13 protein-coding genes are annotated in these 13,292 nt (G+C 70.8%); 7 read left to right on the top strand and 6 right to left on the bottom strand.

Features of this window, described 5'->3' with window-relative positions; genetic code table 11:
- Window positions 1-160: 160 nt before the first annotated feature.
- The 4 genes from PV963_RS40510 to PV963_RS40495 all read left to right on the top strand — a co-directional run bounded on the left by PV963_RS40510 (window position 161) and on the right by PV963_RS40495 (window position 4,426).
- Entirely contained in the window at window positions 161-1,450 is a 1,290-nt protein-coding gene (locus tag PV963_RS40510; protein WP_274821424.1) for an aromatic ring-hydroxylating oxygenase subunit alpha, read from the top strand.
- Window positions 1,447-2,271 carry an SDR family NAD(P)-dependent oxidoreductase gene (locus PV963_RS40505; protein WP_274821423.1) on the top strand — a complete coding sequence of 275 codons (825 nt, stop codon included), beginning with the start codon at window positions 1,447-1,449 and terminating at the stop codon, window positions 2,269-2,271. The genes PV963_RS40510 and PV963_RS40505 overlap by 4 nt, the downstream gene beginning before the upstream one ends.
- Window positions 2,272-2,302: 31 nt before the next feature.
- The gene (locus PV963_RS40500) at window positions 2,303-4,039 is read left to right on the top strand and encodes a PEP-utilizing enzyme (RefSeq protein ID WP_274821422.1); all 1,737 of its coding nucleotides are present in this window, start codon (window positions 2,303-2,305) and stop codon (window positions 4,037-4,039) included.
- Window positions 4,040-4,111: 72 nt separating this feature from the next.
- Window positions 4,112-4,426, top strand: coding sequence for a putative quinol monooxygenase (locus PV963_RS40495; RefSeq protein ID WP_274821421.1), 315 nt, complete (start codon window positions 4,112-4,114; stop codon window positions 4,424-4,426).
- A gap of 9 nt (window positions 4,427-4,435) precedes the next feature.
- Here the strand turns inward: PV963_RS40495 and PV963_RS40490 are convergent, their stop codons facing one another.
- The 4 genes from PV963_RS40490 to PV963_RS40475 are packed head-to-tail and all read right to left on the bottom strand — an operon-like array spanning window position 4,436 to window position 7,413.
- Complete coding sequence (locus PV963_RS40490) at window positions 4,436-5,467, bottom strand: NADP-dependent oxidoreductase (protein ID WP_274821420.1); 1,032 nt, start codon at window positions 5,465-5,467, stop codon at window positions 4,436-4,438.
- 5 nt (window positions 5,468-5,472) lie between these two features.
- On the bottom strand, window positions 5,473-5,688 hold the full coding sequence (locus tag PV963_RS40485; protein WP_274821419.1) for a transposase: 216 nt from the start codon (window positions 5,686-5,688) through the stop codon (window positions 5,473-5,475).
- A 7-nt stretch (window positions 5,689-5,695) separates the two neighbouring features.
- Window positions 5,696-6,022 carry a 2Fe-2S iron-sulfur cluster binding domain-containing protein gene (locus PV963_RS40480; protein WP_274821418.1) on the bottom strand — a complete coding sequence of 109 codons (327 nt, stop codon included), beginning with the start codon at window positions 6,020-6,022 and terminating at the stop codon, window positions 5,696-5,698.
- On the bottom strand, window positions 6,007-7,413 hold the full coding sequence (locus PV963_RS40475) for an aromatic ring-hydroxylating oxygenase subunit alpha (RefSeq protein ID WP_274821417.1): 1,407 nt from the start codon (window positions 7,411-7,413) through the stop codon (window positions 6,007-6,009). Before PV963_RS40475 ends, PV963_RS40480 begins: the two co-directional genes overlap by 16 nt.
- 237 nt (window positions 7,414-7,650) lie before the next feature.
- Between PV963_RS40475 and PV963_RS40470 the strand changes: the two genes are divergently transcribed.
- The 3 genes from PV963_RS40470 to PV963_RS40460 are packed head-to-tail and all read left to right on the top strand — an operon-like array spanning window position 7,651 to window position 11,400.
- A complete protein-coding gene (locus PV963_RS40470) occupies window positions 7,651-8,793 on the top strand; it encodes a sugar ABC transporter substrate-binding protein (protein ID WP_274821416.1) in 1,143 nt (380 codons plus the stop codon).
- A complete protein-coding gene (locus PV963_RS40465; RefSeq protein WP_274821415.1) occupies window positions 8,778-10,301 on the top strand; it encodes a sugar ABC transporter ATP-binding protein in 1,524 nt (507 codons plus the stop codon). Before PV963_RS40470 ends, PV963_RS40465 begins: the two co-directional genes overlap by 16 nt.
- 1 nt (window position 10,302) lies before the next feature.
- Window positions 10,303-11,400, top strand: coding sequence for an ABC transporter permease (locus tag PV963_RS40460; protein ID WP_274821414.1), 1,098 nt, complete (start codon window positions 10,303-10,305; stop codon window positions 11,398-11,400).
- A 306-nt stretch (window positions 11,401-11,706) separates the two neighbouring features.
- Here the strand turns inward: PV963_RS40460 and PV963_RS40455 are convergent, their stop codons facing one another.
- Window positions 11,707-12,489, bottom strand: coding sequence for a ThuA domain-containing protein (locus PV963_RS40455; protein ID WP_274821413.1), 783 nt, complete (start codon window positions 12,487-12,489; stop codon window positions 11,707-11,709).
- A 3-nt stretch (window positions 12,490-12,492) separates the two neighbouring features.
- The gene (locus tag PV963_RS40450; protein WP_274821412.1) at window positions 12,493-13,257 is read right to left on the bottom strand and encodes an SDR family NAD(P)-dependent oxidoreductase; all 765 of its coding nucleotides are present in this window, start codon (window positions 13,255-13,257) and stop codon (window positions 12,493-12,495) included.
- Window positions 13,258-13,292 lie beyond the last annotated feature (35 nt).

Here is a 13,292-nt window from a genome sequence, read left to right as displayed (position 1 = left end):
GGTCATGACCGTCACACCCACCCCCACGGGGCACCGAGCGGCAACTTCGCCACTTTCTATTGACAGACCACACTAAGTCCTGTTGTCGTTTCGGACACAGCCCAGCTGTCGCGTTCCGAAGCCGGTCACCGGCTCGCGGCTGGGAGGATGTGAGGACATCGTGGTCCAAACCAGTTCGCCGGAGATTCGGGAAACAGACACCGGGCCCAAGCCGTCGGTCTCGGCCCCCTCGGCCCCCGAATACTCGTCGTGGATCAGCCAGGACCGGTCCACCGACGCCGCGTCCCTGACGATGCGGCGGGAGGCCGCCGAACTCGTCGAGCGGGTGATGACGCACTACCGCGACAACACGACGCACGAGGCGGACGGCCAGTGGACGGAACCCGTCGCCAACTACCTCGACGCCGACCGCTGGCAGCGCGAGACGGACGCCGTCCACCGCAGTGTGCCCCTGCCGCTCGCCATGTCCTGCGAGCTGCCCGGGCCGAACACCTACAAGGCGATCGACGTGCTCGGCATCCCCGTGCTGATCACCCGTGACCGTCAGGGCGCCGTGCACGCGATGATCAACGCCTGCCGGCACCGGGGAGCCAAGCTCCTCGAACCCGGCTGCGGGGTGTCGAAGCGGCTCACCTGCCCGTACCACTCGTGGTCGTACGACCTCGCCGGAGAGCTGCGGGGCGTGTACGCCGAGAAGACCTTCGGCGAGGTGCCGCGCGAGGGCCGCAGCCTCGTCAGGCTCCCGGCCGGGGAGCGCGCGGGGATCGTCTTCGTCTCGCTGGACCCGGCGGCGGAGCCCGACCTGGACGCCTGGCTGGGCGACCTCCAGCCCCTGCTGGAAGGCCTCCGGCTGGCGGAGTGCCATCACTACGCCACCAGCGAGCTGACCAGTCCCAACTGGAAGGTCACCCTCGACGGGTACCTGGAGACGTACCACTTCGCCTCGCTGCACCCGAAGACGGTCTTCGAGACGAACCTCTCGAACATGATGGCCCACGACACCTGGGGCCCCCACCAGCGCATCGCACCGGCCCTGCGCCCCATCGCGCAGGCGGTCGAGCTGCCGCCGGACCGGCGTGACCCCGGGGACTGCGTCGGGCCCATCTACTGGCTCTTCCCGGGCCTGGCGATCGCCGGCGGCTGGCGCCAGAAGATCGCCGTCTCCCTGGTGCTCCCGCGGACGGCCACCGAGTCGGTGACCCAGCAGATCATCCTGCTGCGGGACCCGGCGGTCACCGAGGAGGAACGCCAGGCCGCCGACCGGTTCGGCGCGTGGTTCCACGAGGTGGTCCGCGACGAGGACTACGCGACCACCTACGGAGTCCAGCAGGGCCTGAAGGCCCTCGACGGGACCGACTTCGTCTTCGGACGCAACGAGCCCGGACTCCAGCACTTCCACCGCACCATCCATCAGCACCTGGACACAGCACCCCACAGAGCCGCCAGGTGAGCAACCAACAAGACTCGCGGGAGAACACCATGGTGGCTACGGGCAGCCTCGACGGACGTGTCGCGGTGATCACGGGCAGCACGCGCAGCATCGGCCGCGCCATCGCCGAGGCCTTCCTGGCCGACGGCGCCACGGTCGTCGTCAGCGGCCGCAGCGAGGTCAAGGGCAAGCAGGCCCTGGAGGAGATGGACGCCGGGGACCGGGCCGTCTTCCACCCCTGCGACGCCAAGAGTCAGGAGGACATCGAGGGCCTCGCCGACTTCGCCGCCGAGCGCTTCGGCAGGCTCGACATCTGGGTCAACAACGTCGGCGGCAGCTCCGGCTTCGCCCCGATCCACCAGCTCAGCGACGAGGCCTGGCACGACGCCCTCAACCTGAACGTCAACGGCTACTTCTACGGCACCCGCCGGGCCCTGCCGAAGATGCTGGAGGGCGGTTGGGGCCGCATCATCAACATTTCCTCGGTGGAGGGCAAGCAGGCCAACAAGCCCGCGATCAGCCACTACATCACCAACAAGCACGCCATCCACGGCCTGACCAAGGCGACCGCCTTCGAGTACGGCACCCAGGGCATCACCTGCAACGCCATCTGCCCCGGCGCCGTCGACACCGACCTCATGCGGGCCGCGGGTCCCGCCGCCGCGGAGGCCGAGGGCATCTCCTACGAGGACTGGCTGGGCCGCTTCGCCGAGCACGCCGCCACCAAGAAGATCACCACGGTGGAGCAGATCGCGGCGGTCGCCTCGCTGCTCGCGAGCGAGGCGGGGGCGGGTATCACCGGCACGCTGATCAGCGTCGACGGCGGAACAGCGCAGTGGTAGGCGCGGGTACGGACAGCGGGAGACCTCGGTCATGAAGAGCTGGATCACGGACTGGCAGCGCAGTGAGCGGCTGCCGCACTACACCCGGGCCAACGCGGGCGAGACCCTGCCGGAACCCGCCAGCCCGCTGGGCTGGACCCTGGTCTGGGGACGGGGCCTGCAGGGCTGGCGTCACGGCTTCGTCGGGTTCGGCATCTACCGCGAGGAGGAGGTGACCGGCCCCCGGCCGCCGTTCGTCGGCATGTTCGGCGGCCACTTCTACCTCAACCTGTCCCACATGCGGCTGTTCGGCATCCGTATGGGCCAGACCGCGGACCAGATCGACGCGGCCTTCGTCGGTCAGCGCTCCGACACGCCGGTGTACGTGGCGCACCCGGACGACCAGGACGAGGAGCTGACGGCCAAGGCGGGCGCGACGCTCCAGCGGATGCTCGGCCAGGCCGGCTTCCCGGAGGCCGACGCCGACCGGGAACGGCTGCGCGCGCTGCGCCGCTCGCGACCCGATCTGACGCGGCTGTCCGACGCCGAACTGGTGGCGCACTCACGGTCGTTGCTGGACGAGGTGGAGACGACCTTCCAGCGGCACGTCGAGTCGTCGCTCCCCGCGTCCATCGGGCCGGCCATCCTCGGCCCGCTGTGCGCGAGCGTGGACCGCCCCGGCGCCATGCTCGACCTGATCGGCGGTCTCGGCGACGTCGACTCCGCCTCCCCGTCGACCGGGCTGTGGACACTGTCCCGCCAGGTGGCGGCCTCGGCCGAACTGAGCGCGCTCTTCGACCAGGGTCCGGCCGCGGCGGAGCGGGCTCTCGACGGGGCGAGCGGGGAAGTGAAGGCCTTCCGTGACTCCTTCGAGGAGTTCCTCGCGGAGTCCGGCGACCGCGGCCCCAACGAGTGGGACATCCACGCGCTGTCGTGGGAGGCGGCGCCCGTCCAGGCGCTGGCCCTTGTCGACCGGATCCGGCACAGCCCCGACGACGACTCCCCGGCCGCCCGGCGCAAACGGCTCACAGAGGGGCGCGAGCGGACGGCGGAGGAGATCCGGGCCGTGCTGCCCGAGGAGGCGCAGCCGATGTTCGACGCCGGGATGCACGCCTCCCGGGTGTGGATCCCGGCCCGCGAGCGCACCAAGGCGAACTGCGTCACCGTCGTCAACGAGATCCGCATGGCCGTACGGGAGCTCGGCCGCCGCGGCGTCGCGGCGGGGCTCTTCGCCCGGCCCGAGGACGTGATGATGCTGCTGGACACCGAACTCGACAGCTATGTCGCCGCCCCGGAGTCCTTCGGCCCGGTCATCGCGCGGCGGCTCGAGGAGTACGCGGGTCTGCACGAGCTGGAACCGCCGTTCTTCGTCGCCGACGACGCGCAGACCGAGATCGACACCTGGCCGCGCCGCGCCGAGGAGCGGACCGAGGCGGCCGTCGAGGGCGATGTGCTCGGCGGTGTCGGCGGCAGCCACGGCACGTACACCGGCAGGGTGCGGGTGGTCACCGACCCGGCTTCGTGCGAGGCACTGGAGCCCGGCGAGGTGCTGGTCGCGCCGATCACGGACGCGGCCTGGACCCCGCTGTTCCTGGTCGCCGGCGCTGCCGTCGTGGACGTGGGGGCGCTCAACAGCCACGCCGTGGTGGTCTGCCGTGAGCTGGGCATCCCGGCCGTGATCTCCGTCGAGGGCGGGACGCGACGGCTGCGGGACGGCATGGTGATCACGGTCGACGGTGAGCAGGGCACGGTCACCGTCGACAGTGTTCCCGCCCCGCTCGGCATCTGAGAACACCGCGGGCCCGTCGCTTCCTCTGCACCGGAGCGACGGGCCCGTGGGCACGACCTCGAAAGGACCACGATGGCTGAGGAAATCATCGTCACCGGCTGGATGGACTACGAACCCGGCGACCGCGACACCGTGCTGGCGGCCCTGGTCGAGCTGGGCCGGCGTACCCGCGAAGAGGAACCCGGCTGTCTGGACTACGCGATGACCGCCGATCCCACCGACGTGCGGCGTATCCGGGTGTACGAGCACTGGACCTCGCGGCAGGCCCTCGACGAGCACTTCGCCACCGCGCACATCAAGGACTTCCGGACGGCCGTCGCGGGGCTGACCCGGGTCGGGGCCTCGCTGACGGTCCACACCGTCGCCGCGTCACATCCCCTGCGCTGAAGCGCGGTTTCAGCGGGAACCGTCCAGCCGCACCAGCATCTTGCCGACGTTGCCGCCGCCCAGCAGGGACAGCAGCGCCCCTGCGGCGTTCTCCAGGCCGTCGACGACCGTCTCGCGCGCGGTGATCCGGCCCTCGGCGAGCCAGCCCGCGACCCGCTGCTCGAACTCCGGGCGCAGGTCCTCGTGGTCGCGGACGATGAAGCCGCACAAGGTCAGCCGCTTGAGGACCGCCTGGATCAACTGGTTGATGTCCGCGGTCCGCCCCTCGCCGCCGAACTGCGACATCATGCCGCACAGGGCGACCCGGCCACCGGTGCGCAGCGCGTGCAGAGCCGCGGCGAGCTGCTCACCGCCGACGTTGTCGAAGTACACGTCGATGCCGTCGGGTGCCAGCCGGGCCAGCGCGTCGCGCACCGGCTCGGCACGGTAGTCCGCGGCGGCGTCGTAGCCGAACTCCTTCACCAGCAGGGCGCACTTGTCCGGTCCTCCGGCGGTCCCGATGACGCGGTCCGCGCCCAGCAGGCGGGCGAACTGGCCGGCGGCGGTGCCGACGGCGCCGGCCGCCGCCGACACGAAGACGGTGTCGCCCGGACGCAGTCGCGCGATACGGGTCAGGCCGACGTACGCGGTGAAACCGGTCTGGCCGAGCAAGCCCAGCCAGGTGGGCAACGGCGCGAGTTCCGGGTCGATGCGACCGGCGCCGTCGACGACCGCCGCGTCGAGCACCGCCCGCTCCCGCCAGCCGAGCTGATGGCGTACGTACGTGCCCGGCGGCACCGAGGCGCAGCGGCTCTCCTCCACGACACCCAGCGCCCGGCCGTCGAGCGGTGATCCGGGGGTGAAGTTGTGCGTGTAGTGCTTCTCGGTGGTCGACAGCCGCCCGCGCATGGACGGGTCGACGCTCATGTAGAGGTTGCGGACGAGCAGCTGCCCCTCCCCCAGGGGTGGCAGCGGGCGCTCCTCGACGGCGAAGTCACCGGGGAGCGGTTCTCCGTCGGGTCGGCGCACCAGACAGACCACCCGGGTGGTACGGGGCGTCACGGGGGTCACTCCTCCGGCTGCCGGGTGGCGCGCCGACGGGCGAGGCGGCCTACCCAGCCGGCCATCTGGAGGTCGGCGTGGCGCAGTTCGCCCGACTGCCACCGGGCCTGGAAGTCGAAGACGCCCTGCGCCCCCGTCCTGGGATCGGTCACCTCGACCAGTCCGTCCTCCCTGAGCCGGTACACATGCCCGGTCAGAGGGTGGATCGCTTGCTTGGACATGAGAGCCTCACTCCTGCACTCGGCGGCGTACGCCGCGCTTGGTCACGGTCACCGGGCCCTCGACCCGGAGCCGGCAGGCGAGCCGGGTCAGGCCGTCCACCGGTCTGCGCAGGGCCTCGATGCCCTCGCGTTCCAGCGGGCCCACGGGGGAACAGTTCTCGGCGCCCTCCTCGACCTGGACGAAGCAGGTACGACAGGTTCCCTTGCCGCCGCAGACGGTGGGCCAGCGGTAGCCGAGCCGCCGGGCGGCGGTGAACAGGTCCTCGCCGTCGAGGACTTCGAGCTCGACGCCGGAGGGTCTGACCGCCACCCGGTGGGTCACCTGCTCATCCACTGGTCGAGCGTCTGATTGAAGTGGCGGATGCGGCTCTCCTGGTAGTTCGCCAGGGTGATGCCCGGCTTGCGCATCGCCTTCAGGCCCTGCTGGACGTAGGGCAGGTTCTCGCAGTCCTGGTCGAAGACGGGGCCGAGCACGCCGAGTTCGGGGATGTCGGCGAAGAGCGTGTCCTCGGGCACCCAGCGGATCTTCGCCGGGGGCGGCGTCTCTCCGGGCTGCTTCGGGGACGACATGAAGATGATCTCGGCGGTGCAGGAGTCGGGGTCGAGGCCGTTGGGCCGGAACCGGTAGATGATGTTCGACTTGGCGCCGCCCCAGGGGTTGAAATTGGGGAACAGCAAGTAGTTGATGGCGTCCAGCAGTTCGGTGTCGGGGGTCTGTGAGAAGTCCTGCTGCGAGGTGGCCGCCAGTTGCTCGCGCATCCGCGCGGCGAGGACCTGACGGGCGGTGCCGCCGGGCGGGATCGCCGGCAGTTCGTCACCCTCCTGCATCACCAGGTCACGGCCCTGGGCGGCGGCATAGAACGAGCGCGAGTCGTAGAAGGACTCCAGGACGTCCTCCTCCGTGACCGAGTCCGCCACGTGCGGGCTGGGCGCACCCTGGATGTTGATCATCCGGTTCCAGTTCGGCTGGTCCGCCATGACGTCGTACTGCGAGTTGGCGTCGGCGAGCCACGGCAGCATCTGCGGATGTGTGGCGATCACATGGAAGGACTCGATGAACGCGTCCTGCGCGATCTTCCAGTTGCAGGGCAGCACCTTGCCGATGTGCAGGGACTTGTAGCGGTTCTCCAGCGGCCAGACGTAGTAGTCGTCGAAGGTGCCGCGGTAGCTGTCGAAGGACTCGGCGTACGGGTCCATGTTGATGAAGACGAAGCCGCGCCAGGTGCCCACCTGGGCCTCGGGGAGGGCGAACTTCTCCCGGGTGACGTGCGGGAAGTCCCAGGCGCAGGGCGGGGTCTGCATCGTGCCGTCGAGGTTCCAGGCGAAGCCGTGGAACGAGCAGCGGAACTCGCTGACGTTGCCGCCGCCGGTGCGCAGTTTGCGTCCGCGGTGCAGGCAGACGTTGACGAAGGCGCGGATCTCGTCGGGAGCCGTGCGGACGACGATCAGGGAGTCGTCGCCGATCTCGTAGACCTCGTGGTCGCCGACCTCGGGGATCTCGCTCTCCAGGCAGGCGAACTGCCAGACGCGCCGCCAGACCTGCCGCATCTCGCGTTCGGCCCACTCGCGGGAGGTGAAACGGGCGGTGTCGATGTCCTCGCTGCCGAGGTAGTCGTTGCGCTCGTACCTCAGGGCGGCGGGAACGGGGCGGCTGTCCTGGTCGAGGTAGTCCTGGACGCTGGGCCCGGGGCACCGCGCCGTGGCCGGCTCCGACGTTTCGTCCATCATCTCTCCTCCGGCAGAAACTTTAGAGTGAGTGTAGTTACCGCTGGCAGTCAGGAGCAATACTCGCGCCAGCGGACGATCTCCACACCTTCCGAGGTCACCGCGTTTTCGCAGCGTTGTTCCGGAATATCTTGCGGTAGCCCTCTCCCCAAGCCCGCTGGGGCATGCCACACTCCGACCCACTTGAGGCTGTAGTGCCTCATAAGTTTCTCCGTCACACCACGGGAGTGCTCAACGATGAGTTCCAGACCCCGTCGCGCGGTCCGCCGCGCCCTGACCGCGTTCCTTCCCCTCACCGCCCTGCTCGCCCTGGCGGCATGCGGCACCGGCGCCACTCCGGCTGCCGACTCGACACAGGCGGGTGTGCCCGGCTCCCCCGGCCTGACGGCGGCCCGCGCAGCCCTGGCGAAGTACTCCGAGCGCCCGACCACGATCTCCGTGACCGAGCCCGTGGGCAAGGCGATCCCCAAGGGCAAGAAGATCGACTTCATCCTCTGCGGCGTCCAGTCCTGCAAGGACCTCGCCGACTTCTTCACCGAGGCCGCGAAGGAACTCGGCTGGCAGGTCAAGCAGATCGCCACCCAGGGCACTCCGGAGTCCGTCCAGGCCGCCTACGAGCAGGCCGTACGCGACAAGCCGGACGCCGTCGTCGCCTCCGGTTTCCCCCGTGCCGTCTACGCGAAGCAGCTGGCACAGCTGAAGGCGGCCGGCATCCCCGTCATCCAGTCGAACGCCGACGACGTGACGGGCGACGGCATCTCCCTGCTGAAGAACGGGCCGAAGGACGTCGGCGTCCAGGGCCAGATGCTCGCCTCATGGGTGGTGTCGAACAGCGGCGCCAAGGCGAACACCGTCTACTTCGATCTGCCGGCCTACACGATCCTCAAGCCCGTCAAGGACTCCTTCGCGGCCAAGTACGAGGAATGGTGCGCCGGTTGCGCGCTGGACAACGTCGACGTGCCGATCACCGCGGTGGGCAAGGACATGCCGGACCGCGTGGTTTCGTACCTCCGGTCGCACCCGAAGGTGACCCATGTCGTCTTCTCCCTGGGCCTGCTCAACGTCGGCGTGCCGGCCGCGCTGAAGACCGCCGGGATCACCGGCAAGCACATCGTCGTCAACGTCGGTGACGCGCAGAACTACCAGTACATCCAGAGCGGTCTCACCGACGGCGCGATGGCGCTGAACTCGCACGAGACGGCCTGGCTCCAGGCCGACGCACTCGCCCGGCACTTCACCGGCCAGCCCATGGCCGTGGACCAGAAGGCGGCGCTGCCCAACATGCTCGTCACCAAGGACAACCTGCCCTCCGCCGACGGCGACTTCCCGATCGTCGAGGACTACCGGAAGCAGTTCAAGGCGCTGTGGGGACTGAGTTGACCGGGCCGGTGCTGCGGGTGGCCGCCCTGTCGAAGAGATTCGGCGGCACCCAGGCGCTGAAGGACGTCGATCTCGAGGTCATGCCCGGCGAGATCCACGCCCTGATCGGCCCCAACGGCTCCGGCAAGTCCACCCTCATCAAGATCCTCGCCGGCTACCACCACGCCGAGCCGGGTGCGGTGGCCGAACTCGACAGCGAGCCCTTCGACCTCGGCCAGGTCACGGCTTCCCGCCACGACCGACTGCGCTTCGTCCACCAGGAGCTGGGTCTGGTGGGCGAGCTGAGCGCCATCGACAACCTCGCGCTCAGCCACGGCTTCGCCCGCACGGCCTTCGGCAACATCCGCTGGCCGGAGATGGAGAGGCGGACCAGCGCCCTCGTCGAACGGTTCGGCCTCGGCATCGACGTACGCAAGCCCCTGGCGACGGCGACCCCCGTCCAGCGCACGGTGGTGGCCATCGCCGCCGCACTGCAGGGCTGGGAGGGCCGCCGCGGGGTCCTGGTGCTCGACGAGCCCACCGCCGTACTCCCGCCCGGCGAGGTGGCCCGCCTCTTCGACATCGTGCGGGAGGTCCGCGACGCCGGCGCCGGTGTCCTGTACGTCTCGCACCGGATGGACGAGATCTTCGCTCTCGCCGACCGGGTCACCGTGATCCGCGGCGGGCGCCGGATCGCTACCCGTCCGGTCGCCGAACTCACTCCGCGCCTGCTGGCGGAGCTGATGGCGGGCGAGGACATGGAGACCACCCACCGTCCTGCACCTCCTTCCGGCCCTGCCGACCCCGTGCTGGAGGTCCGCGACCTGTGGGCCGGGCCACTGCGGGGAGTCGGCTTCGACCTGGCCGGGGGCGAGCGCCTGGGCATCACCGGCCTGGTCGGCTCCGGCCACGAGATCGTGCCGTACGCGGTGTGCGGCGCCCATGCCGGGCGGGTGAGCGGCAGGCTGCGGCTGCCGGAACGCTCCGAGCGGTGGACCGAGGCGCGTGACGCCGGCGGTCTGGGCCTTCCCCTGGTCCCGGCGGACCGGGCGGGCGAGGGAGTGATCGGAGACTTCTCGGTCGGCGAAAACCTCACCCTGCCGCTCCTGGACCGGCTGCGTTCCCCTTCCGGGCGGCTGCGCCGACGGCGCGAGTCCGCCCTGGCGCAGGACTGGATACGGCGGGTCGGGGTGCGTACGGCCGGGCCCGGGGTCCGGATCACCACGCTGAGCGGCGGCAACCAGCAGAAGGTCGTCATGGCCCGCTGCCTGGCCGGGCGGCCGCCGGTCCTGGCGCTGTGCGAACCCACGGCGGGCGTGGACATCGCCACCCGCCTTCAGCTGTACGACCTGATAGAGCGTCAGGCCGACGAGGGCATGGGCGTCCTCGTGTCCTCCTCCGACACGCAGGACCTGCTCGCGCTGTGCACCCGCGTCCTGGTGGTGCGGGACGGCCGGATCGCGCGGGAGATCAGCGGCCGGGACATCACCGAGTCCGCGCTCGTGCACGCCATGGAAGGAACCGAGTGACATGACGTCCACCCCGACCCGGGCCGCGGAAGTTCCGCCGTCCCTACCGGAGAGGTCCGCGGTGTCCGTGCCGGGGACACCGGTCCGACGGGCGGCGGCCGCCCTGTCGTTCCGGAACATCGGCGCCGTGTACGTGTGGCTGGTCATCGTCGTGCTCTTCACCGTCTGGGCGCCGGACACGTTCCCGACCACCATCACGGTCAAGCAGGTACTGAACGGCAACGCCGTGGCAGGTCTGGTCGCGCTGAGCGTCGTACCACCGCTGGCCGCACGCGTCTTCGACCTCTCCATCGCCTTCACCATGTCGCTGACCAGCGTGCTGACCGCTTACTTCATGGTCTCCACGGGGTTCGGGCCCGGCGCGGCGATCGTCCTGGCGATGACCGCCGCGCTGCTGGTCGGGGTCGTCAACGGCATCGTGGTGGTGGTCCTGCGCGTCGACTCGTTCATCGCCACGCTGGCCACCGGCGCGCTGATCCAGTCCCTGATCACCATGGTCACCAACGACAGCTCCATCACCGGTGTGCGGCTGCTCGCCGAGCCGTTCGCGAGCCTCGCCCAGCTGGACGCCGGCGGTGTCACCCTGCCGGTGCTGTATCTGCTGCTCGCCGCCCTCGCCATCTGGTTCCTGCTGGAACACACCGCCACCGGACGCCGGTTGTACGCGACAGGATTCAACGCCGACGCGGCCCGGCTGCAGGGGGTGCGCACCGACCGGCTGCGCTTTCTGACCCTGGTGGCCTCCGCGCTGCTGTCCGGTTTCGCGGGCGTCGTCTTCACGGCCTCGGTCGGCTCCGGATCACCGACCGCGGGCACCCCGTATCTGCTGTCGGCCTACGCCGCCGCCTTCGTGGGGGCGACCCAGTTGCGCGCGGGCCGCTTCAACGCCTGGGGCACGGTCCTCGCGGTCCTGCTGCTCGGCACCGGCATCACCGGACTCGGGCTCGCCACCAGCGCGCAGTGGGCCGCGAGCCTGTTCACCGGCTCGGTCCTCATCGTGGCGCTGGTCCTCACCGGTGGGCGGATCGCCCTGCCCGCCGTGCTGCGCCGCCGGGCGAGAACCCGGCCGGACTCGACCACCGGCAAGGAGCTCCGATGATGAAGGCACTTCAGTACCGGCGCGTGGGGCACGCCCCCGCCGTGGCCGCCGCGTCGGTGGCGGTGGCGGGCGATGTCACGGTCGTCGGCCTCGGCGGGGGCACGCTGGCCGTCGGCTTCGGGGGCGGTCTGCCGTTCGAGGCGGTGGCCCCCCACGGGCGGAGAACGAAAAGGCCCGCGAAAGAGCGCGCGCGGAGGAACGGTACGCCTGATGCGAGGTCCCGTCCATGACAATCCGCAGGTCGGACGGATCTCGACCCGGGGTAGTCCCCGGGCGTCCTCCAGCCCTCACGCCACGGCCCGCGCTTCACCGAGCCGGGCTTCGCCCGCCCACCGTCCGCTCCACACAGCGCCGGAGCACCGTCAGGAACTCCGGTGTTTCCCAGGGCCCCACGTCCACGCGCCCGGTGTCGTCCACACCGAGGTCCTGCACGTCGTAGCGGCCCCGGCAGTGACCGAGGGTGAAGTAGCAGACCTCGCCGAGGCCGTGGCGCTTGAGGTACAGCACCGGCCGGGGCGCGCGGTCGAGGGCCGCCGTGTCGCCCTCGGCGAAACCGCGGCACGGCCCCGTGTACTCCGCGTGCAGCAGCACCTCCAGCTCACCGTGCAGCTCGCACACGTACAGCTCGTCGGTGACCGTGAACGGCCCGATCCCGGCGACCAGCGGATGGTCGGGCCGGGTCACCAGCACCTCGTAAGGCTCGATCGGCGGGTGGGCGACGAACTGACTGCCGAGCACCTCCGCCAGTTCCCCGAGGAGCCGCGGAGTCGTGAACACCCGCGTGCCGCCACCCGTCGACGGCTCGATCACCGCGTTGGTGCCGTGCAGGGCGAGCCAGCGCCCGCCCCGCTCGACGAACCGGGCCAGCGAGGCCCGTTGCGCCGGGCGGGGCCGGACGTCGCAGGTGTAGGTGACCAGCAGGTCGGCCTTGTCGAGCGCGGCCACGCAGTCGTAGTCCTGGTACACCGTGGTGCGCACCCGGGGATGCTCGCCGAGCAGTTCCAGCAGCCGCAGCCGAGCGTGGTCGAAGTCGTGCCACCGGCCGCCGCAGACCAGTACGGCGTCCAGGCGGCCGGCCGGGCCCGCCACGGCTCAGTACTGGACGCGGGTGAGCAGCCCGCCGTCCACCACGAGGTTGACCCCGACGCAGAAGGAGCCGGTCCGCCCGAGCAGGAACGCCACCGCCGCGGCCACGTCCTCCGCGGTGCCGTAGCGGCCGATCGGCAGCTTGGCGAGGACCTCCTCGTACACCTCCGGGCGGCTGGTGCGGATGGTCTCCCAGGCGCCGCCGGGGAAGTCGATCGGGCCGGGCGAGACGGTGTTGACGCGGATGCCCTTCGGCGCGAGGGAGTGCGCGAGGGCCGAGGCGTGCTGGACGACGGCCGCCTTGAGCGCGGAGTAGGAGTTCGCTCCGGCCGGGCGCGCGGTGTCGGAGGCGTTGGTGGTGCCGATGGCCACGACGGCGGCCCGGTCGGAGGCCTCCAGATGCGGCAGGGCCGCCTCGACGAGCCCCGCGAACGGGATCAGGTCGCCGCGCAGGCTGGCCTCCCAGGACTCGGGTCCCTTCACGTTGCCCGCCGACACGTTGGACACCAGCAGGTCCAGGCCGCCGAGTTCGCCGGCCGCCCGCTGCACGAAGCCCGCGAGGGCGGCCGGGTCGGTGACGTCGACCGGTTCCGCGAACACCGTGGCCCCCTCGCCGCGCAGTTCGGCGGCGGCCTTGGCCAGCCCTTCCTCGCCCCGGGCGCACAGCGCCAGCGCGCAGCCCTCGGCCGCGAGGGTCGCGGCGATCGCGCGGCCGATGCCCCGGCTCGCGCCGGTCACCAGCGCCTTCGCGCCTGTCAGTCCCAGATCCATCGATGTCACTCCTTTGTGATTGCCGGAACGGTCCC

The organism is Streptomyces coeruleorubidus (assembly GCF_028885415.1).
Taxonomy (GTDB): Bacteria; Actinomycetota; Actinomycetes; order Streptomycetales; family Streptomycetaceae; genus Streptomyces; species Streptomyces coeruleorubidus_A.
Note: the sequence above shows the minus strand (reverse complement) of the source record. Positions and strands in the feature narration are given on the sequence as shown.